21 protein-coding genes are annotated in these 23,428 nt (G+C 63.4%); 9 read left to right on the top strand and 12 right to left on the bottom strand.

The window, feature by feature from the left end:
* Window positions 1-175 precede the first annotated feature (175 nt).
* Window positions 176-1,507, bottom strand: a complete 1,332-nt coding sequence (locus ACQKRQ_RS03280) for a YihY/virulence factor BrkB family protein (protein ID WP_427475007.1) — start codon at window positions 1,505-1,507, stop codon at window positions 176-178.
* 237 nt (window positions 1,508-1,744) lie between these two features.
* Between ACQKRQ_RS03280 and ACQKRQ_RS03285 the strand changes: the two genes are divergently transcribed.
* Together ACQKRQ_RS03285 and ACQKRQ_RS03290 are read left to right on the top strand one after the other, a co-directional pair.
* Window positions 1,745-2,284 carry a YbaK/EbsC family protein gene (locus ACQKRQ_RS03285; protein ID WP_408175370.1) on the top strand — a complete coding sequence of 180 codons (540 nt, stop codon included), beginning with the start codon at window positions 1,745-1,747 and terminating at the stop codon, window positions 2,282-2,284.
* Between the two features lie 256 nt (window positions 2,285-2,540).
* Window positions 2,541-4,100 (top strand): methyl-accepting chemotaxis protein, encoded by a 1,560-nt coding sequence (locus tag ACQKRQ_RS03290; protein ID WP_132377835.1) that lies wholly within the window; start codon window positions 2,541-2,543, stop codon window positions 4,098-4,100.
* Between the two features lie 8 nt (window positions 4,101-4,108).
* On the opposite strand, the gene ACQKRQ_RS03295 is transcribed toward ACQKRQ_RS03290, so the two are convergent.
* The 8 genes from ACQKRQ_RS03295 to ACQKRQ_RS03330 all read right to left on the bottom strand — a co-directional run bounded on the left by ACQKRQ_RS03295 (window position 4,109) and on the right by ACQKRQ_RS03330 (window position 16,502).
* Complete coding sequence (locus ACQKRQ_RS03295) at window positions 4,109-4,555, bottom strand: histidine kinase (protein ID WP_427475009.1); 447 nt, start codon at window positions 4,553-4,555, stop codon at window positions 4,109-4,111.
* A 160-nt stretch (window positions 4,556-4,715) separates the two neighbouring features.
* Complete coding sequence (locus ACQKRQ_RS03300; protein ID WP_427475011.1) at window positions 4,716-6,203, bottom strand: SulP family inorganic anion transporter; 1,488 nt, start codon at window positions 6,201-6,203, stop codon at window positions 4,716-4,718.
* 262 nt (window positions 6,204-6,465) lie between these two features.
* Window positions 6,466-7,056, bottom strand: coding sequence for a BPSL1445 family SYLF domain-containing lipoprotein (locus tag ACQKRQ_RS03305; protein ID WP_132377831.1), 591 nt, complete (start codon window positions 7,054-7,056; stop codon window positions 6,466-6,468).
* Between the two features lie 211 nt (window positions 7,057-7,267).
* Entirely contained in the window at window positions 7,268-8,656 is a 1,389-nt protein-coding gene (locus ACQKRQ_RS03310) for an FAD-binding oxidoreductase (RefSeq protein WP_132377829.1), read from the bottom strand.
* A 349-nt stretch (window positions 8,657-9,005) separates the two neighbouring features.
* Window positions 9,006-9,767 (bottom strand): 3-oxoacyl-ACP reductase, encoded by a 762-nt coding sequence (locus ACQKRQ_RS03315; protein ID WP_427475014.1) that lies wholly within the window; start codon window positions 9,765-9,767, stop codon window positions 9,006-9,008.
* 781 nt (window positions 9,768-10,548) lie between these two features.
* A complete protein-coding gene (locus ACQKRQ_RS03320; protein WP_427475016.1) occupies window positions 10,549-12,933 on the bottom strand; it encodes a hypothetical protein in 2,385 nt (794 codons plus the stop codon).
* Window positions 12,934-13,203: 270 nt separating this feature from the next.
* Window positions 13,204-13,863 carry a ligase-associated DNA damage response endonuclease PdeM gene (gene pdeM / locus ACQKRQ_RS03325; RefSeq protein ID WP_408281025.1) on the bottom strand — a complete coding sequence of 220 codons (660 nt, stop codon included), beginning with the start codon at window positions 13,861-13,863 and terminating at the stop codon, window positions 13,204-13,206.
* The gene (locus ACQKRQ_RS03330) at window positions 13,860-16,502 is read right to left on the bottom strand and encodes a ligase-associated DNA damage response DEXH box helicase (protein ID WP_427475018.1); all 2,643 of its coding nucleotides are present in this window, start codon (window positions 16,500-16,502) and stop codon (window positions 13,860-13,862) included. Before ACQKRQ_RS03330 ends, pdeM begins: the two co-directional genes overlap by 4 nt.
* Window positions 16,503-16,721: 219 nt before the next feature.
* On the opposite strand from ACQKRQ_RS03330, the gene ACQKRQ_RS03335 reads away from it, so the two are divergent.
* The 3 genes from ACQKRQ_RS03335 to ACQKRQ_RS03345 all read left to right on the top strand — a co-directional run bounded on the left by ACQKRQ_RS03335 (window position 16,722) and on the right by ACQKRQ_RS03345 (window position 18,808).
* Window positions 16,722-17,579 (top strand): carbon-nitrogen hydrolase family protein, encoded by an 858-nt coding sequence (locus ACQKRQ_RS03335; RefSeq protein ID WP_427475020.1) that lies wholly within the window; start codon window positions 16,722-16,724, stop codon window positions 17,577-17,579.
* Between the two features lie 264 nt (window positions 17,580-17,843).
* Window positions 17,844-18,245: an FKBP-type peptidyl-prolyl cis-trans isomerase gene (locus ACQKRQ_RS03340; protein ID WP_041759096.1), complete on the top strand. Its 402-nt coding sequence runs from the start codon at window positions 17,844-17,846 to the stop codon at window positions 18,243-18,245.
* A 101-nt stretch (window positions 18,246-18,346) separates the two neighbouring features.
* Window positions 18,347-18,808, top strand: a complete 462-nt coding sequence (locus tag ACQKRQ_RS03345) for a DUF488 family protein (protein ID WP_132377817.1) — start codon at window positions 18,347-18,349, stop codon at window positions 18,806-18,808.
* A 47-nt stretch (window positions 18,809-18,855) separates the two neighbouring features.
* Here ACQKRQ_RS03345 and ACQKRQ_RS03350 read toward each other — a convergent pair whose 3' ends face one another.
* Complete coding sequence (locus tag ACQKRQ_RS03350) at window positions 18,856-19,086, bottom strand: DUF2964 family protein (protein ID WP_132377815.1); 231 nt, start codon at window positions 19,084-19,086, stop codon at window positions 18,856-18,858.
* Between the two features lie 351 nt (window positions 19,087-19,437).
* Between ACQKRQ_RS03350 and ACQKRQ_RS03355 the strand changes: the two genes are divergently transcribed.
* A complete protein-coding gene (locus tag ACQKRQ_RS03355; protein ID WP_427475023.1) occupies window positions 19,438-20,511 on the top strand; it encodes a DUF6765 family protein in 1,074 nt (357 codons plus the stop codon).
* A 27-nt stretch (window positions 20,512-20,538) separates the two neighbouring features.
* Here ACQKRQ_RS03355 and ACQKRQ_RS03360 read toward each other — a convergent pair whose 3' ends face one another.
* Window positions 20,539-20,775, bottom strand: coding sequence for a hypothetical protein (locus ACQKRQ_RS03360; RefSeq protein ID WP_427475025.1), 237 nt, complete (start codon window positions 20,773-20,775; stop codon window positions 20,539-20,541).
* 67 nt (window positions 20,776-20,842) lie between these two features.
* Window positions 20,843-21,124, bottom strand: coding sequence for a hypothetical protein (locus ACQKRQ_RS03365; RefSeq protein WP_427475027.1), 282 nt, complete (start codon window positions 21,122-21,124; stop codon window positions 20,843-20,845).
* Between the two features lie 372 nt (window positions 21,125-21,496).
* On the opposite strand from ACQKRQ_RS03365, the gene ACQKRQ_RS03370 reads away from it, so the two are divergent.
* The 3 genes from ACQKRQ_RS03370 to ACQKRQ_RS03380 all read left to right on the top strand — a co-directional run bounded on the left by ACQKRQ_RS03370 (window position 21,497) and on the right by ACQKRQ_RS03380 (window position 23,410).
* On the top strand, window positions 21,497-21,835 hold the full coding sequence (locus ACQKRQ_RS03370; RefSeq protein WP_132377807.1) for a hypothetical protein: 339 nt from the start codon (window positions 21,497-21,499) through the stop codon (window positions 21,833-21,835).
* 215 nt (window positions 21,836-22,050) lie between these two features.
* Entirely contained in the window at window positions 22,051-22,902 is an 852-nt protein-coding gene (locus ACQKRQ_RS03375; RefSeq protein ID WP_427476068.1) for an H-NS family nucleoid-associated regulatory protein, read from the top strand.
* A gap of 22 nt (window positions 22,903-22,924) precedes the next feature.
* Entirely contained in the window at window positions 22,925-23,410 is a 486-nt protein-coding gene (locus ACQKRQ_RS03380) for a hypothetical protein (protein ID WP_427475029.1), read from the top strand.
* Window positions 23,411-23,428: the final 18 nt, after the last annotated feature.

Raw genomic sequence — 23,428 nt, forward strand, 5'->3', positions numbered from 1 at the left:
ATGGAGTTTGTAATGAAGTCGTCTAAGTTTCCTGCCCGTTTTGTAGCGTTTCCATAAAAATCGAGACGGATTCGCTTGACGACGCGGTTAGACAGGGTTTCGGCGCTGTGAGCAGGTGCTACCGTCCGGGCTGACGGGTGCAGCCCTGGTAACTGGCCTGGTTGCAACTTGCGATTTAGTGGTTGCTGTCGTCGGTATTTCGGCGCGCGACCATTGCCGCGGCGAGCCCGGCGGTCGCCGCGAACAGCACCGACGTCCACGGATGGCGCCTCACGTAGCGATCAGCCGCAACGGCTTTGCGGCTCGCCTCGATGAGCGTGACGGCCGCGATGCGCGTCGCTTGCGCTTCGGCCAGCACGACCGTGCGGCCGACCTTGAGCGCCGTCGCTCGCGCCGACGGCCTGTGTCCGGATTGCACCCGGAAAGTCCCCACCGGCGCTGCGCCGCTGAGTGCGCCCGCCTTTGCGTCGCGCATCGCGGGGGCGAGCGCGGCGTCGCCCAAAGCGGTGCGTCCGTCCGGTTCCGCGTCGGCGTGCGGCACGGCATCCGCCGCCATCGTCGATGCCGCCAGAACCGAGGCGAGCTTGGCGCGGCTGCCGGGCGGCGTGTCGTCCTGCATGCCCCAGCCGCCACGCGGATCGTGCATGCGCCCGCGCGCCGCCGAAAATTCCGCGCCGAGCAGCAGCACGGCGGCGGAGAAGTACAGCCACATCAGCAGCACGGCGAGCGAGCCGGCTGCGCCGAACGAGGTGGCCATGCCGGCGTGCGCGAGATACAGCGCGAACAGCTTCTTGCCCGCCGAAAACAGCACGGCCGCGACTATCCCGCCGACGAGCGCATCCCGCCAGCGCACGCGGGCATCCGGCAGGAACTTGAGCAAGCCGGCGAAGGCGAACGCCAGCACCAGCAGACCGACGCCGAGTTGCATAAGATTGCCGATCACGACATACGGCGAGTCGCCCCACAGCCATTTGCCGATGAAGGTAATGACCGTATCGAGCACCAGCGACACGATCAGCAGGAACGCCACGCCCAGCACCAGCCCGAACGAGATCAGGCGCACGCGCACCAGCGCGATCACGCTCGACGAGCGCGGTCCCGTGTACGGCCACACTATATTGAGTGCGCTGTTGAGCGACGAGAAGGTGGCCGAAGCGCCGATCACCAGTGTCGCGAGCGAAATGATCGCTGCTACGCCGCCGGCGCTGCCGCTGTGATGGGCGTTCTCGACAATGGTTTGCACGCCCGCGGCGGCCTGATCGCCGAGCAAGCCGTGAATGTGGTCGAACAACTCGCCGCGCGCGGCTTCGGCGCCGAAGAACCAGCCGGCCACGGCGATCACCATGACCAGCGTGGGCGCGAGCGAGAACGCGGCATAGAAGGCGATGCTGGCGGCCATCGCCGCGCAGCGGTCTTCGGAGAACTGCTTGAAGGCGCCGATGGCCCAGTTGGCCTGCTTGCGGGCCACCAGTTGGAGGTTCTCGGCGGAAAGCGTGTCGATGTCCATGGTCGTGTTTCCCAATGGGTGCTGGCGCCGCGCGGGCAAGACGACGTGGCGGGTGCGGACCGGGGGCGGACTGTCCAAGCAACTTGGACACGGTCTTCGCGTCAAAGCCTTTCGCAAACCTTGTGCCTGTCACTATAACAAGCGCGACCGGCGCGCGCCGCCTGCGTGCCGGGCGGCACACCTCGGGCGAGGAGTGCCGTTAGAATGCCGAGGGATCCTTCTACACTTTTGCCCACTATGCACTCGCACGAACTCGTACAGCGGCTGGACGTCATTGCAGCGGAACAACTGGGCGCGCATTTGCCTGCGCATGTGGTCGAGCAATTGCCGGCGCATGGCGTGACGGTTTTCTCCGTCACCGACGACGCGTCGGATACCGCCGCATTCAGCGCGCGCTACGGTTTCGGTCTGGAAGACTGTGCGAACACGATCGTGATCCGCTACAAGAAAGAGGGCGCCGAGCATTACGCGGCGGTGGTCTCGCTGGGTTCGCTGCGACTCGACATCAACGGCGCGGTGAAAGCGGCGCTGGGCGCGCAGCGGCTTTCGTTCGCCAAGCGGGAAGCGGCGGTGGAGCATAGCGGCATGGAGTTCGGCGGCATCACGGCTTTCGGCTTGCCGGACGACTGGCGCATTCTCGTCGATGCCGCCGTCATGGAGCGGACCCAGATCGTCATGGGCGCGGGCGTGCGAGCCGCCAAGTTGTTGCTGGCGCCCGACGTGTTGCGTCAATGGCCGCGCTGCGAAGTTGCGTCGCTGACGCTGCCGGCGGAGTGAGGCTCGGCGCGATCCGCAAGTTCGACATCAAATTAGGCGAAGGGCGCCGCCGCGCGCGTGTCTCTTAGTAAACAGAGCCAGCCGGGTTCGCGCTCTGGCCGGAGCCTGCCACACCCACGTCCTGGCCCGGCGTCCGAAGCCGACCGGCAAAGCCTGAAGTTTTCCCCCGCTCCGCCGTTAATCCAAAGAGTGACATGAACCGCCGCGGCGTCCGCCGCGAGGCGGCGCGTCGACGACAAGTACAAGGGATACGGAGATGGAACGGTTTCGCCTGAAGGTGCGGCTTTGGCTTGCACTAGCAGTCATGTGCATGGGAATTCTGGCAATCGGCCTGTGGGGCGCTTTCAAAACACGCGACACGATGATCGCCGACCGCCAGGCCGAACTGAAGAGCGTGGTCAGCGTGGCGTACAGCGTGCTCGATCGCTATAACGGCCTGGTCGCCGCGGGCACCATGCCGCTCGCCGACGCGCAGCGCACGGCGATGGCCGATCTGCGCGCCATGCGCTACGACGGTGCAGGCGGCTACCTCGTGATCGAGGACGCGCATGCCCGCGTGCTGATGCACGGCGTGCGCGCCGACCTCGAAGGCAAGGACATGAGCGGCTTCACCGACCCGCAAGGCCGCCATGTATTCAAGGACGGCTCCGATCTGGCCCAGCGCGAAGGCGAAGGCTTCATCCACTTGCAGTTCCTGAAGCCGGGCTCCAACGAAATGGCGCCAAAGATCAACTACGTGCGGCTGTACAAGCCGTGGGACTGGACGATCGTCACCGGCGTATTCACCGACGATATCGACGCCGCGTTCTACACGACGCTCATCCAGTATGTGGGCGCCGCGTTGCTGCTGTGCCTGGTGGTGTCGCTCGTGATCGGCGTGATTCTGCGCAGCATTTTGCGGCAACTCGGCGGCGAACCGGCGTACGCGGCACAGATCGCCGCGCGTATCGCCGACGGCGACCTCGACGTGACGGTGGAGACGAAAGCCGGCGACGAAACGAGCCTGCTGGCCGCGATGCAGCGCATGCAGCAGCGCCTCGCGCAGGCGATCGCGCAGATTCGCGGCGGCGCGACGTTGATCTCGACGGTGTCCAACGAAATCGCCGCCGGCAATGCAGACCTGTCGCGCCGTACCGAGCAGCAGGCCACCGCGCTCGGCGAAACCGCGTCGAGCATGGAGCAGATCACCGCGACCGTGAAGCAGAACGCCGACAACGCGAAGCAGGCGAGCCAGTTGGCGCATAACGCATCGGAAACGGCGGCGCGCGGCGGCGAAGTGGTCGGCCAGGTGGTCGAGACGATGCGCGGCATTTCGCAGTCGTCGCATCGGATCGGCGACATCATCGGTGTGATCGAGGGGATCGCGTTTCAGACCAACATTCTTGCTTTGAACGCGGCGGTCGAAGCGGCGCGCGCCGGCGAGGAAGGACGCGGATTCGCCGTGGTGGCGGGCGAAGTGCGCAGCCTCGCGCAGCGCAGCGCGGCGGCCGCGAAGGAGATCAAGACGCTGATCGAAGAGTCCGCGGCACAGATCGAAGGCGGCTCGCAGTACGTGAGCCGCGCCGGCGAAACCATGCAGGAAGTCGTGCAGGCGGTGCGTCGCGTGACGGACATCATGGGCGAGATCAGCGCGGCTTCGGTGGAGCAAAGCTCGGGCATCGAGCAGGTCAACATCGCGGTGGCGAGCATGGATCAGACGACCCAGCAGAACGCAGCGTTGGTGGAAGAAGCGAGCGCGTCAGCGGATGTGCTGAAAGCGCAGACCGGGCAGCTCAGCGCGGCGATTGCCGTGTTCACACTGCCGGAAGGCCGCTGACCGGCCGCTCACGCCTGGGCGAAGTGGTTTTCGAGAATATCCGCCACGCGCCAGAGCGAACAGGGGCGCCGGCAATGGCCGTCGAAGCCGGCGTCTTTCAGCAGGCCGATCGGGTCGAGCGGCCAGACGTTGCTCATGGCCAGCATCAGGACGTCGGCATTGGATCGTTCCGCGCGCGCCGTGCGCATGAATTCATAGCTGGAAACGGAGTCGAGGCGTGTGTCGAGTAAAACCGCGTGCGGCTTCCACCACTTCAGGAAGCTTTGCATCTTGATCAGATCGGCGGCGTAGATCGCGTCGTAGCCCTTCAGCGAAAGCAGCAGCACCAGCGATTCGCCGATCGCCTTGTCACGATGTCCTATTAGAACGCGGCGCGATTGCGTGGCATCCGCTGCGCTTCTGCGTTTCCAGATCGCAAACTCGGTTTCATCGTCGAGCGATACGCGTCTTGTCACGGTGGCCTCCGAAGACTGCACGCGGAATGTCTACTGTAGTACGAAAAACCAAAGGTCTCGGGAAATATTACCTTCGATCAGTGTTTGCACCAGGTGCAAATTGGCGTTGGAAATTCGTCAGGTTGCGCGCGCAACTTTCAGGTGTCCGTGCTGCCATTCGTCATGCAAATGCAATTCCGGCGCGGCTCAGCAAACGCTGGTTGCGCTCGGACAAGTTCTTCATACGTAGTTCCTTGCCGGCTTTTCGATAACGTTCGACCAAGCCTTGCAATGCCGCAAGCGCGGAATGATCGGCCAACAGCAGATCGCGGCAGTCGACCGTGACGCGCTCGGGATCTTTTACCGGGTCGAAAAGCTCGTGAAAACGCGTGGTCGATGCGAAGAACAGCGTGCCGCGCGGCGCGTAGATTTTGTCGCCGGCGCGATCTTCGACATGCGCGTGAATTTCACGAGCGTGCTGCCACGCGAAATTGAGCGCGGCGATCACGATGCCGCACAGCACGGCGATCGCCAGATCGGAGAACACGGTGATGATGGTGACCGCCACGATCACCAGCGCGTCGTTGCGCGGCACCTTGCCCAGCACCCGCAGCGAGCCCCATGCGAAAGTTTGCTGCGCGACCACGAACATCACGCCGACCAGTGCCGCCAGCGGAATGCGCTCGATCAGCGGGGACAGGAACAGGATGTACATCAGGATCATCACGCCGCTGACGATACCCGACAGGCGCGAACGGCCGCCTGAATTCAGATTGATCATGGTCTGGCCGATCATGGCGCAGCCGCCCATGCCGCCGAACAAACCCGAGGCGATATTCGCCGCGCCGAGCGCGAGGCATTCGCGGTTCGGCTGGCCGCGCGTTTCGGTGATCTCGTCAGTCAGATTGAAGGTGAGCAGCGTTTCCAGCAGACCGACGATCGCCATCAGCACCGCGTAAGGCAGCACCACATGCAGCGTGTCCAGATTCAGCGGGACGCTCGGCATATGCAGACTCGGCAGGCCGCCCGCAATGTGCGCCATGTCGCCTAGCGTGCGCGTCGGCACATACAGCAACTGGGTGAAGAGACCCACGCCGACAATCGCCACCAGCGCGGGCGGCGCCGCGCGCGTGAGCCGCGGCAGCAGATAGACGATCGCCATGGTCAGCGCCACCAGTCCGCACATCATCAGCAGCGCGCTGCCGTGCAGCCATTGTTCGCCTTGCGGCGTGGTCTGCTTGAAGTGCGCGAGCTGCGCCATCGCGATGATGATCGCCAGCCCGTTGACGAAGCCGAGCATCACCGGATGCGGGACCATGCGGATCAGTTTGCCGAGTCGCAGCGCGCCGAATAGCACCATCAGCATGCCGCTGAGGATCACTGTCGCGAGCAGATATTGCGCACCGTGTTGCACGACGAGCGCCACGATGACCACCGCCATCGAACCGGCGGCCCCGGAAATCATGCCGGGCCGTCCGCCGAACAACGCCGTGATGGCGCAGATGAAGAAAGCGCCGTACAGGCCCATCAACGGATTGAGATGGGCAACCAGCGCGAAGGCGATGCATTCCGGCACCAGCGCGAACGAAGAAGTCAGTCCTGCGAGGACATTGCTTTTGATGCCGGGCAGCGTGGCGAGCCAGCCGTGAGTGGGACGAGCGGTGTTCATCTTCTGCGAGGTGGGAAGTCCGGGCAAACGGCGCGTATGCATGCGAGACGCGCGGATGCGGACAGATGAGTGTCCCGGCCTGGGGCGCAGCGGTGGCCGGGCAAGATTGCAAAAAGCGTGGATTTTACAGCACTGCGGTCAGGGTGACCGGGAGGCGGGCAACGCAGTGGCAGCTTCCGCGCCGGGCCATGCTAGCCGGAGATGCCACGCAACCGACGAGGCGGCTGCGTGGCAATGCGCGTGTGCGTTCAGACTCGAATACTCAAATCATCAGACGCGAGACCTTGGTGCCCTCGAGCGATATGCCGGCCATCAGGCCGCCGTTCGTCAGCACAAAGGCTTCGACCGGACTCGTGGCGGTCGACGTGTCGACCGCGCCGTTCGCGCCGATCTTCAGCAAGGCGACGGTGGCATCCGCGCCGGCAGCCCAGCCTTGGCTGCTGGTGAATTTGTCGAGTGCATCTTGCGTCATGAACAGGAATATGAGGGCCTTCGACTGCGCGCCGATCTGCAAACCGAACGAGCCCGCGACGGTGCTGTAGTAACCGGTCGTGCGGCCGGCCACGCGCAGCGCGCCTTCGCCGTACTGGCCGCCGACCCAGAAGCCCGCCGAGATGACGTTCGGGAACACCAGAATGCCGCGTGCTTTGGCCACCAGTTCACGCGAGCCGGCGACGTTCTCGTAGAGACGCGACAGCGTGGAATCGACTCCCGCGTTGATGCTGTCACGCTTGCCGGCGTTGGCCGAAGGCGATGCGCTCGAGGACGGCGACGTCGTCGTGCAGCCCGCGAGGCCGAAACCTGCGGTGGCGAGCGCGGCGCTGGTGGTCATGATGAATTGTCGTCTGCGCATGATTGTTTTCCTTTTGCGTTATTGACGTTATGAAGTGGCGTTTTTCGTTTCCATTGAGGCGGTAGGGCCGTGACGCCGGCACGCCGTACGTCAATTGCTAACCAGCACTTTGCGTGCCCGGCCCCGCCGCGCGCGTGTTCACGGCAGCCCTGGCACGCGTTAGCGGGGACATGGCGCGAGATCCCGGCGCCCGTTCCCCGCCTGTCTATGACTACGCCGACGGCCGGATGTTCTGGTTGTGACGGAACAGGTTGCGTGGATCGTAGCGGTTTTTTACGCCGACGAGGCGTTCGTAATTCGGCCCGTACGCATCGGCGACGCGTCCACCTTCCTCCTCCGTCATGAAGTTGACGTAGACGCTGCCGAGCGCGAACGGCGCCGCTGCATCGAAAAATGCGCGGGCCCAGCCGACGCAGCGCTCGTCTTCGCTCGCATCGTCCCAACGGCCGTGCACGTTCATCGCGTACAGCGTGTCGCGGCTCGAATAGGCGGTGGCTTCGACTGGAACGCGCTGGGTCTGCTCGCCGATCTGTCCGAAGAAAATCTCGCATTGCGGCGACGGCAGGTTGTCGATCGCGGCGAGCAGCGCGTCGATGAGGCCGTCCGGAATTTCGTCGAGATTGTGCGATTTCCAGTAGTTGCGCGCGCCCGGCGTGAGCAGCGGGTCGAACGCCTGTTGCCACATGACAAACGGCATTGGGCCGAGATGTTCGCCGAGCGGCGTTCCAAAGGCGCGCACGAATTCCACCGCGGCCGGACCGCTTTCGACGTCGCCGGTATAGCACATCGCGAAGACGATCACCGGCTTGCCGTGTACTTCGGGTGGCAGAAACGGCAGCGGCGGCGCGAGTCGCAGCACGGCCCACACGCTCAGTTCCTGCGGCATGCCGGCGTTAGCGGCGCGGTATTTGAGCAGGGCGTCCCTCGCCTGGTCGATCGGCAGGACCACGAGGCCGCCGTACACCAGCGGTCCGACCGGATGCAGGGCGAACTCGAATCGCGTGATGACGCCGAAATTGCCGCCGCCGCCGCGAATGGCCCAGAACAGATCTTCGTGCGAATCGGCGCTCGCGTGGACCAGTTCGCCGTCGGCGGTGACGACGTCGGCTGACACCAGATTGTCCACGGTCATGCCGTATCTGCGGCTCAGCCAGCCGAAGCCGCCGCCGAGCGTCAGGCCCGCGACGCCGGTGGTGGAGTTGATGCCGAGCGGCGTGGCGAGTCCGAAGGCCTGCGCTTCATGATCGAAATCGCGCAGCGTCGCGCCCGGTTCGACATACGCGCGACGGGCCGCGGGATCGATGCGCACCGATTTCATCTGCGACAGGTCGAGCACGACGCCGTCGTTGCACAATGCGCTGCCGCCGATATTGTGGCCGCCGCCGCGAATTGCGAGCGGCAGGCCGTTGTCGCGCGCGAACGCCACGCCGCGGCGCACGTCGGCTACGCCTGCGCAACGCAGGATGATCGCCGGACGCCGGTCGATCATCGCGTTCCAGATGCTGCGGGCTTCATCGAAGCTCGCGTCGCCGGGCAGCAGAACCTGGCCCCGCATGGCGGTTTTCAATTCGTCGACGGCGCTGCTGGACACATTAACCATGGCTCAAACTCCTGATAGTGGTGGAGATTTGCAGAACACTATTCAGCTGACCAAAGCAAATCGGAAGTGTTCTGAAAGCTTGTTTTGCGTCCAGTAAACGAGTCTGCCTCCTGAAGTCAAACAAAGGTAAACCCGCGTTCTTTACCGATTGTGCGCAGGAGCTCGCGCGGCAAGCGTCCGCGGGCCTTGGCGGTGGCGCTGGCCCGTCCCGGCGCCGCGGATGGTGGAAATGCTTCGGAAAAAGATGCTGACGGGAAGTGTTGGTTGTGCCGCGGCGTGGTGGGTGCGCAGCGACACTTCCTGGTTTGGCTCGCGCGAATGGGAGGCGCACGAATCGTGAGCGAACCGCTCAGCCCTTCACGAGGCCGCCGTCGACGATCAGGTTCTGGCCGGTCACCGCGCGTGACCACGGCGACAGGAAGAACAGAACGGCATCCGCGAACTCTTCCGGTGTCGTGACGCGGCGCACCGGCGTGGAGCTCGCGATCAGGTCGAAGACGAATTCCGGCGTGGCCGCGCTTGCGTCGGTGGTGCGCAGCAGTCCGCCCGACACCATGTTCACCGTGATGCCGTCCGGACCGAGATCGTGTGCGGCGGTACGCGTAAGCGACAACAGCGCCGCTTTGGCCGCGGTGTAGTCGTGATAGGGAACCACGGGGTTTTGAAACAGATTGGTGCCCACGTTGACGATGCGGCCGAACCCTCGCGAACGCATGCCGGCGACCGCCGCCTGAATCGTATTGAGCGCGCCTTTGAGCGAGCCGTCGAGTTGCTGCTGGAAACGCGCCCAGTCGATGGAGTCGATTTTCGGGCGAGCGTCGCCGTCGAACTGGAAGTCGGCCAACGCGTTGTTCACTACCGACACGATGGATTGCCCGGTTTGCACCTGTGCTTTTTCAAACAGGCGCGTGACGGCGGCCGCGTCCGTGACGTCCGCCCGAAGCGGCAGCACACGATCGCCCAATTCCTCTTTCAGTGCGAGAGCCGCTGTTTCGCTGTTACGGTAGTTCATGACCACGCTCGCGCCTTCGCGCACCAGCGCGCGCGTGATCGCCGCACCGAGTCCGCGAGCGCCGCCCGTGACCAGTACCCATTGTTCGGACAGAAGCATCTGTTTTCCTGTTGTCGATGAAATTGCGATGCTCGTATTGTCGCCCGATTCAGGATTCGTGCTCGCTCCGTGCGATGGCGCATACATCGCGAACGAATTCAAAAAGGAATTGGTGGTGGATTCGCGCGGCAGCTGGAATGCGGTGCGTGCCGCAAGTTTTATATAGCGAGGAAGGGTAGTCGATCCGATGATGAAATGCTTTGTTCGCTCGACGTCTTTGCGCCTTGCGAAGTACGGAGGTGATTATGGCGCAGAGTAAATAGTCCGAGTTGTGCCGTCTGTGTGATTGCCCTCACTCGCGCATGGGCAGTTTCCTTTTTGTGTTCGCATGCACACGTATATGAAGTATTCGAACGTATTGGCTTGATTCATCTGATCAAGCGGATTAAGGAAAACGTAAAAAAATAATAGTTTGGAGTGCGTATCTAAGGACTCGAATCTTCCACTCTTTATAAGACCGGTAACTGACGATCTTTGACAGTTCCGCTGCGCAATTAATCGTAAAAAACGCGGCGATATCGCATTGCGTGGGGTAGCGCACGGTCACTAAATGGCACTCCGCATAACTTCAACGTCCATCAGGCCCAGCTGTGCGGTTTTAAAAAACAGGCTCGCGCACAGCCAGTTGTCTTCTCTCGAATCACGTTGAATCGGACCGGGGTTTTCCGCGCGAGAGAGGCCGAGCGTCATGTGGATTTTAGCGTAACGCGAGGCAAAGACGACTGGGCGTTGAGGTTTCATTTTTGACAGTGAACAGAGATTCACCTGTTACCAGGGCCGGTCACTCAAAGCATATAGTTAGGAGAATGAAATGAAAAAGCAAAACGGGGACGCGCTGGCGCTGGGGACGCGCCGGGCGGTATTCGCAGTTGCTGTGAGTCTGTATGCGGCGATGGCGGGTGCGCAAACGAATCCGGCTGCGTCGGCCGCGCCGTCGGTCAGTTCGAACAAGATGATGTTGGCGCAAGCGTTGCCGGCCGATTGTCTGGACTCGCTTGGGTGCAAGCGGGAAATCGGCAGCCTCGTGATGCCTGGTGGAAGTGGAATCGCCGCGGCTGCGGGTGGGTCGGTATCGGCTACGGGCAGCGGCGGCAACGGGCCTTCGTCGGTGGGGGCGACGGGCGCGGGCAATAGCGGCGCGAATGGTGGGACTAACTCCGGCTCGTCGGGGTTGGGTTCCGGAAGTACGGGTAGTGGCGGCGGCGGAACCGGCACAGGGGGTAATGGCGGTGATGGCGGTGGCACCGGCGGCGATGGAGGTGACGGTGGCGACGGCGGCGACGGCGGCGGTCATGGTCATGGCCATGGTGGCCATCATGGTCACGGCGGTCATCACGGTCATGGCGATGGCGATGGCGATGGTGGTCATCATGGCGATGGCGGCCATCATGGTGACGGCGGTCATGGCGATGGTGGTCATCATGGTGACGGCGGTCATGGCGATGGTGGTCATGGTGATGGTGGCCATGGTGATGGCGGCCACGGCGATGGTGGTCATGGTGATGGCGGTCATGGCGATGGTGGTCATGGTGGTAGCGGTCATGGTGACGGCGGTCATGGCGATGGCGGCCATGGTGATGGCGGTCATGGCGATGGTGGTCATGGCGATGGTGGTCATGGTGATGGCGGTCATGGTGACGGCGGTCATGGCGATGGTGGTCATGGTGGTAGCGGTCATGGTGATGGCGGTCATGGTGACGGCGGTCATGGCGATGGCGGCCATGGCGACGGCGGTCATGGCGATGGTGGCCATGGTGACGGCGGTCATGGCGATGGTGGTCATGGTGGTAGCGGTCATGGTGACGGCGGTCATGGCGATGGCGGCCATGGTGATGGTGGCCATGGTGATGGCGGTCATGGCGATGGTGGCCATGGTGATGGCGGTCATGGGGGTAGCGGTCATGGCGATGGTGGCCATGGCGATGGCGGCCATGGCGACGGCGGCCACGGCGACGGCGGTCATGGCGACGGCGGCCACGGTGACGGTGGTCACGGCGCTAGCGGTCACGGTGACGGTGGTCACGGCGACGGCGCTCACGGCGATGGCGGCCATGGCGCTAGCGGTCACGGCGACAGTGGTCATGGTGACGGCGGCAAGGGCGACGGCGGCAAGGGCGGAAATGGTCCCGGCACAGGCAGCTCGGGCAATGGTGGCCATGGAGAAGGCGGCCACGGCGACGGCGGCAATGGCGGAAACGGTCCTGGCGCGGGCGGTCCCGGCAGTGGTGGTCACGGAGACGGCGGCAAAGGCGGAAGCGGTCCTGGCGCAGGCGGCCCGGGCAATGGCGGCTCGGGCAATGGCGGTCCTGGCGCAGGCGGCCCGGGCAATGGCGGCTCCGGCAATGGCGGTCCTGGCGCGGGCGGCTCCGGCAACGGCGGTCCTGGCGCAGGCGGCCCGGGTAACGGCGGTTCCGGCAACGGCGGCAAGGGCGGAAGCGGTCCTGGCGGAGGCGGCGCTGGCAATGGTGGCCCGGGCGCAGGTGGTTCGGGCAACGGCGGTCCTGGCGCGGGCGGCCCGGGTAACGGCGGCTCCGGCAACGGCGGCAAGGGCGGAGGCGGTCCTGGCGGAGGCGGCGCTGGCAATGGTGGTCCGGGCGCAGGTGGTTCGGGCAATGGCGGTCCTGGCGCGGGCGGCCCGGGTAACGGCGGCAAGGGCGGAGGCGGTCCTGGCGGAGGCGGCGCTGGCAATGGCGGCCCTGGCGCAGGTGGCCCGGGCAATGGCGGTCCTGGCGCGGGCGGCCCGGGTAACGGCGGCTCCGGCAACGGCGGCAAGGGCGGAGGCGGCCCCGGCGCAGGTGGCCCGGGCAATGGCGGTCCTGGCGCAGGCGGCCCGGGTAATGGTGGCCCGGGCAATGGCGGTAAGGGCGGAAGCGGTCCTGGCGCAGGTGGCCCCGGCAATGGCGGTCCTGGTGCAGGCGGGCCGGGTAACGGCGGTCCCGGCAACGGCGGCAAGGGCGGAAGTGGTCCCGGCGCAGGTGGCCCCGGCAATGGCGGTCCCGGCGCAGGTGGCCCCGGCAATGGCGGTCCCGGCGCAGGCGGCCCCGGCAATGGCGGTCCCGGCGCAGGCGGCCCGGGCAATGGCGGTCCTGGCGCAGGCGGCCCCGGCAACGGCGGCCACGGCCGCGGCGGTAACGGCCCAGGCTCCGGCAACGGAGGCCAAGGCCACGGCGGCGGCTTCGGCGGCGGCTTTGGCTCAGGCCGCGGCGGCTTCGGTGGCGGCTTTGGCGGCCACGGTGGCGGCTACGGCGGAGGCGGCGGCGGAGGCGGCCACGGCGGCGGCAACCACTAACGGAGCGACGCTCCTTCATCGCACGGAGGCCGGGAGACCGGCCTCCCTACCGATGCCAAACGGAGCGAGCGAACGACCCCCGTCCACTCGCTCCCACCCTCAACCTCCACGAACCAGTTGCTCAAGAGATCAGAACGAAGTCCCGCATCACACCACTTCAATCACCTTCTCCTGCACCACCAGGAAAACCTTCTCCCCGGCCACGCGACCATCCTCACGCGCGCCTCCAGTAAAACTCCCGAACGCAGGCAACACCCCACACGCCGTCCCAAACCGGAAACACGGAACCCGTACCGAATCGTTGCGCGTCGCAATCCGATACACCGGGTGCATATGCCCCGCGAGCGCATACGCACCTTCCACCCGCTGCGGGTGATGACACAACGCCCACGGCCCCACACGCCAAGGCTCCTGCACATACTCGACGTCGAGCGTCGCCGGCAGCGCGCCCGCATGCCGGTCGTGATTGCCCTCGACCAACACAACCCGCAGCCCCGCATGCCGCGCGCGCCAGACATGCAATGCGTCGAGCGTCTCGCTGGCATGCGACTCGCGCGCATGCAGCAGGTCGCCGAGAAACACCAGCATGGCCGGTTCGAACTCGGCGATCAGAATATCCAGGCGCATCAGGTTGTCGGCGGTCGAACCGATCGGCACCGGAATGCCGCGTGCGCGAAACACCGCGTCCTTGCCGAAATGCGCATCGGCGACGAACAGACAGCGCAGCGCCGGATCGAACATTGCGCGCAAGCTCGACAGCACAAGGGCATGCCCGGCGATCTCCACCGGCAAGGATGCCGGCTTCATTTGCGGGCCGCCTTCTCGAGTTCGGCGAGCATCCGCTCGACGCGATCCGCGAGTTTCTCCGTGCTGACCTTTTCCCGCAGGCGTCCGACGATCAGCGGAAACGCAAACGGCGTCGGCTTTTTCGGTCGCGTGACGACCACACGGCTCGCGTTCATGCGTTCGAGCGCAATGCGAATGCGGCGGGCGTCGAGTTCCTGCAGCTGCACTTCGTCGTCGGCCTGGTTGAGCAACAGGTTGCCGCGATCGTGATTGCGAAAGATTTCGTAGAAGAGGCCACTCGACGCCTGCAATTGCCGCGCGCTTTTCTGCTGCCCTGGATGCCCCTGGAACACCAGCCCCGACACGCGCGCAATCTCGCGAAAGCGCCGCATCGAGAGTTCCGAAGAATTGAGACTGGCGAGAATGTCGTGATCCAGTTCTTTGGGCGAGAGCAAACCGCTTTCGAGTTGCACAGCCCAATCGAATGGCTGCGCGGACAGCAATTCAAAGCCGTAGTCGTTCATCGAAATAGAAAACGTGCCGGGTTTTTCGCGTGCGACGCGCCATGCGAGCAATGCGCCCAAACCGATATGCGCCGTGCGCCCGGCAAACGGATAGCAAAAGAAATGGTGTCCCTCGCGCGATTTCACTAACTCCACCACCAGCACGCCCGGCTCGGGCAAGGCCGACCACTTCTGCTGCAATTCGAGCAGCGGCCGCACGGCGCGCATTTCGGGTTCGTCGTAGATGCCATCGGCCGCGCGTGCGAGCATCGTCAGCGTGGCGTCGGCGAGTTCGGAGGACAGCGGCATGCGGCTGCCCGCCCATTGCGGCATGGCTCCACGCGATGATGTCGCGCGCCGAACCCACGCGGTCATATCCTGCACGCGGATCAATTCGAGTGCACGGCCGCCGAAGGTAAAAATATCGCCCGGTTTCAGCCGCGAAATAAACGATTCCTCGATCGCGCCGAGCCGTCCGCCCGAGAGATAAGCGACATTCAAGGTGCCATTCGCGACGATCGTGCCGATGTTGTTGCGATGCCTTCGCACCAGATCTTCTCGCGGCACGCGGTACAGGCCGTCGCTTTCGCGTACCACGCGATGGTAGTCAGGATAGGCGCGCAATGCCGTGCCTCCTCCTTCGACGAAGCCGAGCGCCCAGTCGAACTCCGCCTGCGTCAGTTGCCGGTAGGCGTAGGTACGGCGAATCTCGCCGTACAGTTCGCGCGCGTCGAAACCGCCGCCGATCGCCACGGTGACGAGATGCTGCACCAGCACGTCGAACGGTTTCTCGGGCGTCTCGCGTCCTTCTATCTGACGCTTCTCGACAGCCTCGCGCGCGGCGGCGGCCTCGACCAGTTCGAGCGCATGCGTCGGCACGATCGTGACACGCGACGGCCGCCCCGGCGCGTGACCCGAACGCCCTGCGCGCTGCATCAAACGCGCGACGCCTTTGGGCGAGCCGATCTGGAACACGCGCTCCACCGGCAGAAAATCGACGCCCAGATCGAGGCTCGATGTGCACACAACCACTTTCAACAAGCCACTCTTGAGGCCACGCTCGACCCATTCGCGCACTTCCTGATCGAGCGAGCCGTGATGCAGCGCGATCAGGCCGGCCCATTCGGGCCGCGCTTCGAGCAGCGCCTGATACCAGACCTCGCATTGCGAGCGCGTATTGGTAAACACGAGCGACGTTTGAGCCTCGCCGATCGCTTCGGCCACTGCGCCGACCTGGCGCACGCCCACATGGCCGCCCCACGGAAACCGCTCGATGGTCTCGGGAATCACCGTATCGACGATCAGTGCTTTCGGCAGCGCGCCATGCACGCTCACGCGTGGCGTCTTCACGGGCGCGAGCAAGACATCGGCGGCGAAGGACAGATTGCCGAGCGTCGCCGACAAGCCCCATACCTGCAATTCAGGCCGCCAATGCGCGAGACGCGCGAGCGCGAGTTGCGTCTGCGTGCCACGCTTATTGCCGAGCAACTCGTGCCATTCGTCGACGATCACCAATCGCACGTGCGCGAGCACGTCGCGTGCATCCGGGCGAGTGAGAATGAGCGAGAGACTTTCAGGCGTCGTGACCAGCGCCGACGGCATGCGCCGGTTCTGCCGCGCGCGCTCGGCCGACGACGTATCGCCTGTGCGTAACCCGACGCTCCACGGCACGGCGAGTTCCGCGGCCGAACTTTGCAACGCGCGCGCGGTGTCCGCAGCGAGCGCGCGCATCGGTGTGATCCACAGCACGGTGAGCGGCTCCGGCTGTGTGCGGGGCGTGCGTTTGCGCGTGGTTGGCAGGGCGGCAAAAGCGGCCAGTGCGCCGAACCATACCGCCCATGTTTTACCTGCGCCGGTCGTGGCGTGCAGCAAACCGCTCGCGCCACGGCCGATTTCCTGCCAGACCTCGCGTTGAAACTCGAATGGCTGCCAACGGCGCGCGTCGAACCACTCGGCGAGTTTTACGGCAAAGGGGCGTTGTGCAGCGGTTTCGTCGATGGAAAAAGGCAGCGGCTCGAACGCCGGCTCACGCGCGTCGAGCCGCGCCTGTTGCTCGCGGCTGCGCGGAATCCGGCGCGGCCGGGGCGCGCGGCGCCGCTCCGGAAGAGCAGACGGCGCCGGGGCCGTGGTCTCGTCGGAATCAGCCGGCTCGGTCATCGAAAAGCGCTCGTTAGCATCGGATTCGCGTGTCGGCGAACAACTCGAAGGAGGGGATCTTCTATGTGGACCGCCAAACCGCACAGGTGGTTCACCACGCATCTTCGCACTTACACGCGGCGTGCTGCTCGTGTTTAAATGCCGAGGCTTTGCCCGCCTATATCCGGGGTTGAACGTAGGCGGGCGCATCGCAACGGTTCATTCATCACGGAGTGCGCGTTGAATCACACACAGGCATTGCTGCCGCAAACTTCATTGCGAATCGCGGCTGCGCAAGCTCAACCGGTGTCCGGTGACGTCACGGCCAACATCGCCAGAACGGTCGAATTGACCGCTCTGGCCGCAAACGCCGGTGCAAAACTGGTGGTTTTTCCCGAGAAATTCCTGAGCGGCTACGAACCCGGCCTGATCGCCGGCGACCCCGCGAAATACGCGTTCGACGCAAACGACGCACGCCTCGAACCGATTCGGAACATTTGCCGGCAGCGCGAGATTGCCGTGATCGTCGGCGCGGCGACGCGCGGCGAGGGCGGCTTGCATATTTCTTCGCTGGTGTTCAGCCGTTCCGGCGAGCAACTCGATCCGTATCACAAGCAATACCTGTACAGCAGCGAGACAAAGATCTATCGGCCGGGCACGCAAGGCCGCATGCTTGAAATCGACGGATGGCGTCTCGCGCTCGGCGTGTGCTACGACTCCGGCTTTCCGGAGCACGCGCGTCTTGCGGCGGTCAACGGCGCGCACGCGTATCTGGTGAGCGCGCTCTTCAGCGTGAAGACCGGCTACCACCAGTCGCGCATCTGGTTCCCCGCGCGGGCATTCGACAACACCGTGTACGCGTTGTTGTCGAATCACATCGGCACGACCGGCGGTTGGGCCACGTGCGGTGCGAGCGCAATCTGGAGCCCGTCTGGCGACGTGGTGGCGGAAGCGAGCCGCGAGCGCGAACAAGTGATTACCGCGCTACTCGATCCGGCCGTGCTGGCCGATGTCCGCGAACGCGAGACGGTGCTCGCGGACTTCAACGCGCGCGGCGAGGCGACGACGGGAGCCTACGCGGTACAAAGTCTGGACTGACTAAAAACGCTAGCCGTAAGTCAATTCGAAGCAACAGGCTGCACCACGCTCAAAGTGTTGCGGTGCGACGCGGGCATCGCCCGGAGCAGTGCGATCATGCCCGCGCTCACTAACGTGAAACGGGCGTGAAACGGGCCGCCTCGCTTATGAACGGGCCGTATTAGCTGGCGTCCGCAGTACAGCTTCGTCCATGCAAGCCAGCAGTGCTGGTGCGTCACATGCGATCCGTTACAATGACGCGCACTACCCATCTGGAGACTCGCTTTGAAATCTATCGTTGCACTGGTCGCAGCAGCTCTTCTGTCTTCGACGGCAATGGCCGCCGCGCCCACCACCGAAAAACTGCCTTCCGGCGTCGTGGTTGAACACCTGACGCAAGGCACTGGCGCCCAACCGGCCGCAGAAGATGTCGTGAAGGTCAACTACCGCGGCACGCTCGCCAACGGTACCGAGTTCGATAGCTCGGCGAAACACGGCGGGCCGGCCACGTTCCCGCTGAATCGCGTGATTCCGTGCTGGACGCAAGGCGTGCAGAAGATGAAGGTGGGCGGCAAGGCCAAACTGACCTGCCCGGCAGCGACCGCTTACGGCGATCGCGGCGTCGGCGTGATTCCGCCGAACAGCGACCTGACCTTCGAAGTCGAACTGGTCGGTATCGTCAAGTAAACCAGCGCGACGTGAATTGAGACTGAGCCCCGCTCCGGATATCGCAGCGGGGCTTTTCGTTTTCCGGGCACTGCGTCTGCCCGCTGCGAGGTACTCCCGAGATGAAACGTGAAACCAATGCCGTGCAGGTGGCCACCATCGGATTTACCGGCAAGACGGCTCAGGAATTTTTTGACTTGCTGAAAAACGCACAGGTGCGGACGGTGCTCGACATCCGCCTGAGCAATACGTCGCAACTTGCCGGCTTCGCGAAAAAACAGGATCTGCCTTTCTTTCTCGACAAGTTGTGCGGCGCCGCTTACGAGGAAATGCCCGACCTGGCTCCGGAGCCCGATTTGTTCAAGCGCTACAAGGCCAAAGAACTGACGTGGGACGATTTCTCGGCGGCTTACGTCGAGTTGATCGCAAAGCGTCGGGTGGAAAGCAATCTGGACGTCGATCTATTCCGCTCGGCCTGCCTGCTTTGCAGTGAACATTTACCACACCACTGCCACCGGCGGCTCGCACTCGAATACCTGAACTCGCGTTGGAATAGCCGCCTGAAAATTACCCACCTGTCGTAACCGCCGACTCGATGGCGGCGCCTTCGCGAAACGGGAGAAGGCCGGATTCACTCGGATGGCGCGAACAGCATCGAGATATAAATGATGGTGGAGACGACAGTAATGCCGACTCCGATGAAAACTTTGGTGCGATTGAATTCCAGTCCGCCGTTAATGGCCACGCAGATCCCGACCACGGACGCCAGCGTGCCGATCGTGGCCAGCAGGACGTGAAGCTTGCTGCGTAGCAGCTTGCGCCGTTCCGGACTTGCGCCTTCTTTCCAATTGTCGAGTTTCACAGGATTTATCCTTTGAGTTAGCGTGTACTGCCCGAAGGTTTGGACTGGAGAGTGGTGCGGCCCGGCTATGCCCTTTCGCATTACGAATAGTTTCCAATGGCACAGCATAGCTGAGCCGCCGGACAGTGCAAATAACAAAAACGGGTAAATGCAGCGCCCGATTGTCACAAGTCTATTTAGTGGAGCGGCGTGTATGGGCCGGACTCCGCATGAAGCAGGGCGGCGAGCGGTTTTTTAAAGTCCCGGCGCGTTCGGTCGTCTACTATCTACTCACGCGCCGACGCGGCATCCACCTCGCCGCGCAGTCCAGAATCCCCCGTCGTCATTCGTCGCGCGTCAGGAGCGCCTGCCATGAATATCGACTTTCATTATGGTGTCGTCTATATTGCCGCCCGCGTGGCCGGCATGCCGGCCGGCGACGCGATCACCGTGGCGCATGCCTGCCAATACGTGGACGATGCGACGACCGCGGGCATCTTGCGCTTCAAGGGCGGCGAGACGTTCGAACGCTTTGCCACCGCGCACAAGCTATTCGACTACGCCACCACGGAGGACGACAAAAACCGGCTGGTGTGGACGCCCTTTCATTTTCTGCCGGCCGCCGTTGGTTCGACGTTGCACGAAAAGGCCGTGTGCCGCCCGGATAGCGCCGTCGCGCGCGAGGTGGTGCGGCGCGCGATCCTGCGCCGGGACACCGAGACAGGATTGCATCGGCTGGGCGTGACGCTTCACACCTATGTCGATACATGGGCGCATCAGGGCTTCGCCGGCATCGAAAGTCCATGGAATCGGGTTCATCTGCTGGAGGCCCAGGACTGTACGCGCAAAGGCTGGTTCGCCAAACTCAGGCTCGCCAGCGAGCACCTGATCGAACACATCGAAGAGGACGTGCTGACCGTTGCGTTGCCGGTCGGTCATGGCGCTGCCTTGCACTATCCTGACCAGCCGTGGGCAAAATGGCATTACATCGACGGTAGAAACGAGTTCGTCCACCGACACAATCTGCCGGAATTCGTGCAAGCGGCCGAGATGGCATGCCGCGCGGTGCGCGCCTATCTGGCGGGGCGGCAAGATTTCGAGAACCTGCCCGGCATGCCGGACGATGTGAGAGACGTGCTCACGAACCTGCTCAATACGAACCGGCTCGAGGACGACAACGATCGCTTGCGGCACATTTGCCGCGTCGTGAAGGCCGGCGGTATTCCGGGTTTGAAAGAGTCGATTCCGGAATACGTGCCTAAAGGTCCCGGCTCCTGGAAGTTCCTGGCCACCGGTTTGAAGTTCGACGACGACACCGGAGACAAGCCGGTATGGACGGACGCCTTTGAGAAAAGCGATTACCGGCTATTTCACGACGCGGTCAAGCAGCACCGCTTCGTGACCACGCAGGAGATTCTGCCGACGCACGGATTGCGAATCGCCTGAACGGGGCGCCAGCGCCCCGAACCCCGGTTATTCCACTCTGGCTTGCTGACGTTGCGCGGCCTGTTCTTCCGCATGTTTTTTGGCCATATGCCGCCCCACCAGACAGCCGCCGACCGCGCCGACCACCGCGTGGTGTCCGGCATAGTGACCCGCCACTCCGCCTACGACCGCTCCCTTCATGCAGCCGGCCGCGTTCGCCGTGCCGACCGTTGCTGAAGTGAGTGCGACCGCCGCGAGGGCGGTTTTGATGTAACCCGCTTTCATCTGAAAAGTACCCGTTCAATTGAGGTGTTCTAACGTGGCGCTATTCGGCGTCATTTCAATAGCCGCCTCAGTGCCGTTCACGCCATTCGTGTTCGCGCCAATGCTCACGGCGCCATTCGCGTTCCCGCCATTCACGGCGCTCGCGCCACTCGCGTGCGCGCCAGTCGCCGTCACCGCCATAGGCAACCGGGACCACCGCCGGACCGCGCGCGACATAAACAGGCGGCGGCGCTGCAACCACGCCGACTGGAATGCCGACTCCGACGGCCACATCCACGTGCGCCGAGGCCGCCGACGATGCCGCCAGTACTGCCAGACCCAATGCCGCGCCGATGATCTTCTTGTTCATTTGCCTTCTCCTTGCATATCGAAGTGCGATGCTTCCGATTGCCTCAGGTTCGCCCTTGAGAGCTTTCCGGAGCTTTGCGTCGAGTTACGGTTCGGAGTGTAGGAGGGTGGTCCGGACACAGGTGAAACAGCGCTGCGAGATTGGTAACGCGGGGTTACGGAGGTTCGGGCTAGCGCATTGCATCTCGGGAAACCTGGATTTCCTGGCAGGCAAAAAGTGTTTTTATAAAAAATGACCGGCGCAAACGTACGAAAGCAATAAAAAATGTACTGCCGTCCTTTGAATCTTCGAATGCTTGCCTATAGTAGAAGCGACTAATGCCGCGATGCACAGCGGCTGCCTTTTCTTGATGCGTGTGACGGGGAAACGAAAATGACACCATCGAATGCTGCGATCTATCAGTCCCGGGCGTCGACGCCGGAGTCCTTACGAGCGCTTGCCGGCTATCTCGAACTGGCGCTCGACGAAGGCGAAAGCGTGGTCCTGATGCGAGTCGGCACGCATGTGCGCAGTGTTTATGTCGGCGACCCGTCCGGCGCATTGGAGGAATTGACCGAGCACGGTGTGGTGGCCGCCTGTCAGGCTGACGAGATGCTGTCGTTGACCCGGATGGGCCTCAACCGCATTACCGCGGATGACCAGCAGTACCGGTTCATGCGCAGTGTGCGGTATATCGCCGACCGTCAGGCCGTCGTGTTTACGCCGATGTGATCGCCGGCCCAACAATTGGAAAGACAATAGAAGAGAAGGGGGAGTGGCAAAGGAAAAGACAGAAAAAGTGCGGCAACGGAGTAAAGAACCCAAAAAGTTCGTACTCCACCGGATGCATGATCGACTCCGACTCGTGTTTTTATAGCCACGCCGATCTGCCTTTCTCGCGTCATTCGTGGCATAGTTCGATCGATTACCACATAAGGAGCAATCAAATGCCCACGTTAGAGCAAATCCAAGCAAAGCTTAAAAAGCTTCAGGCGCAAGCTGACGTCCTTATTGCCAGGAAAGCGCAAGTCGCGGTCGACCAGATTCGTGACCTGATGCTCAAACATGGCCTGACTACCGCGGATATCGAAGCCCAGGCAAAAGCCCGGCGCGCCGCGAGAGGCCTGAATGGCAATGGCAAGGTGAAAGCCGGCAGCTCCGGTAAGGCAATAGCAAAGTACCGGGACCATAAAACCGGTGCGACCTGGACGGGTCATGGCCGCGCGCCGGGTTGGATTGCCGGCGTGAAAGACCGCACACAGTTCCTGGTCGAAGGCGCGAGCGAACTGAAGTCGGCGGCCAAGGCGGCTGTCACCCATGCGAAAGGCAGCAAAGGTCAGCCGAAAGGCGCGCAACCGCCCAAGTACATCAATCCGAAAACCGGCGCGACCTGGAGCGGCCGCGGCCCGGCGCCGGCATGGCTCGCCACGGTAAAGGACCGCACCAGATTCCTGATCGATAGCGCTTCGGCAAGCGTGGCGGATGCTGGTCACAAAGCCGCAAAGAAGGCCGGCAAAGTGAAGTCGGCGGCAACTAGCGGCGTAGTGAGCAAGAAAGCCGCAGCCCGAAAAGTCGTGGCAAAGAAAGCCGGCGCGGCCAAAAAGACAGTTGCAAAGAAAGCCACGGCGGCCACCAGGAAAGTAGCGGCAAAGAAAGGCCCCGCAAAGCCGGCCGCGAAGAAGAGCGCCGCGACTAAAGCAGCCAGGAAAGCACCTGTGCGCAAGACCGCAGCCAAAAAAGCCGTCGCGGCGACTGTCGCGGCCACACCGCAAGCCGCGCCGGCGTCAGCCGGTGCATGAGCGTAACCGAGTCGTGAAGTAGATGACCAGTACGCTTGAAACACCCCAGCAGGAAGACCAGGTCGTCCTGCTGGACTCCGTTCCTCATCCGGCAGAAGATGCCGGCGAACCCTTCATCGTCGCGAGTGACCGCCGGGTCATTCTCTCTTATCCGATTGCGGAATCCGACTTTGAACGGTTCGGACCATTCGATCCCGACGACGACCCATTTTGCGCCGTGCTATTTCCGGACACGGTATTTCATCGCCTGGGTCCGCCCGGCGACGGCGATCTTGAGATCCATCCGCTCGCCTCGCAGGGTCTCAATAGCTACTCGGTACATGAAGTCATGAATTCGTCGCTTGCCGCCGAGCTTGCGGCGGTCGCATCGACGGGACCCGCGCAGCGCCATTTTCTCATCACGTTTCAGCAGTCCACATTCGAATGCGTAGCGTCGGACTATACGGTGGTCGGTGTCTATGGCGCGGGTGAAATAGCCATCCGGGAAGCGTTCTCGCTGGTCAGGTAATGAGGTCGAGTAGCAAGG

Source organism: Paraburkholderia sp. NPDC080076 (assembly GCF_050281145.1).
Lineage (GTDB): Bacteria > Pseudomonadota > Gammaproteobacteria > Burkholderiales > Burkholderiaceae > Paraburkholderia.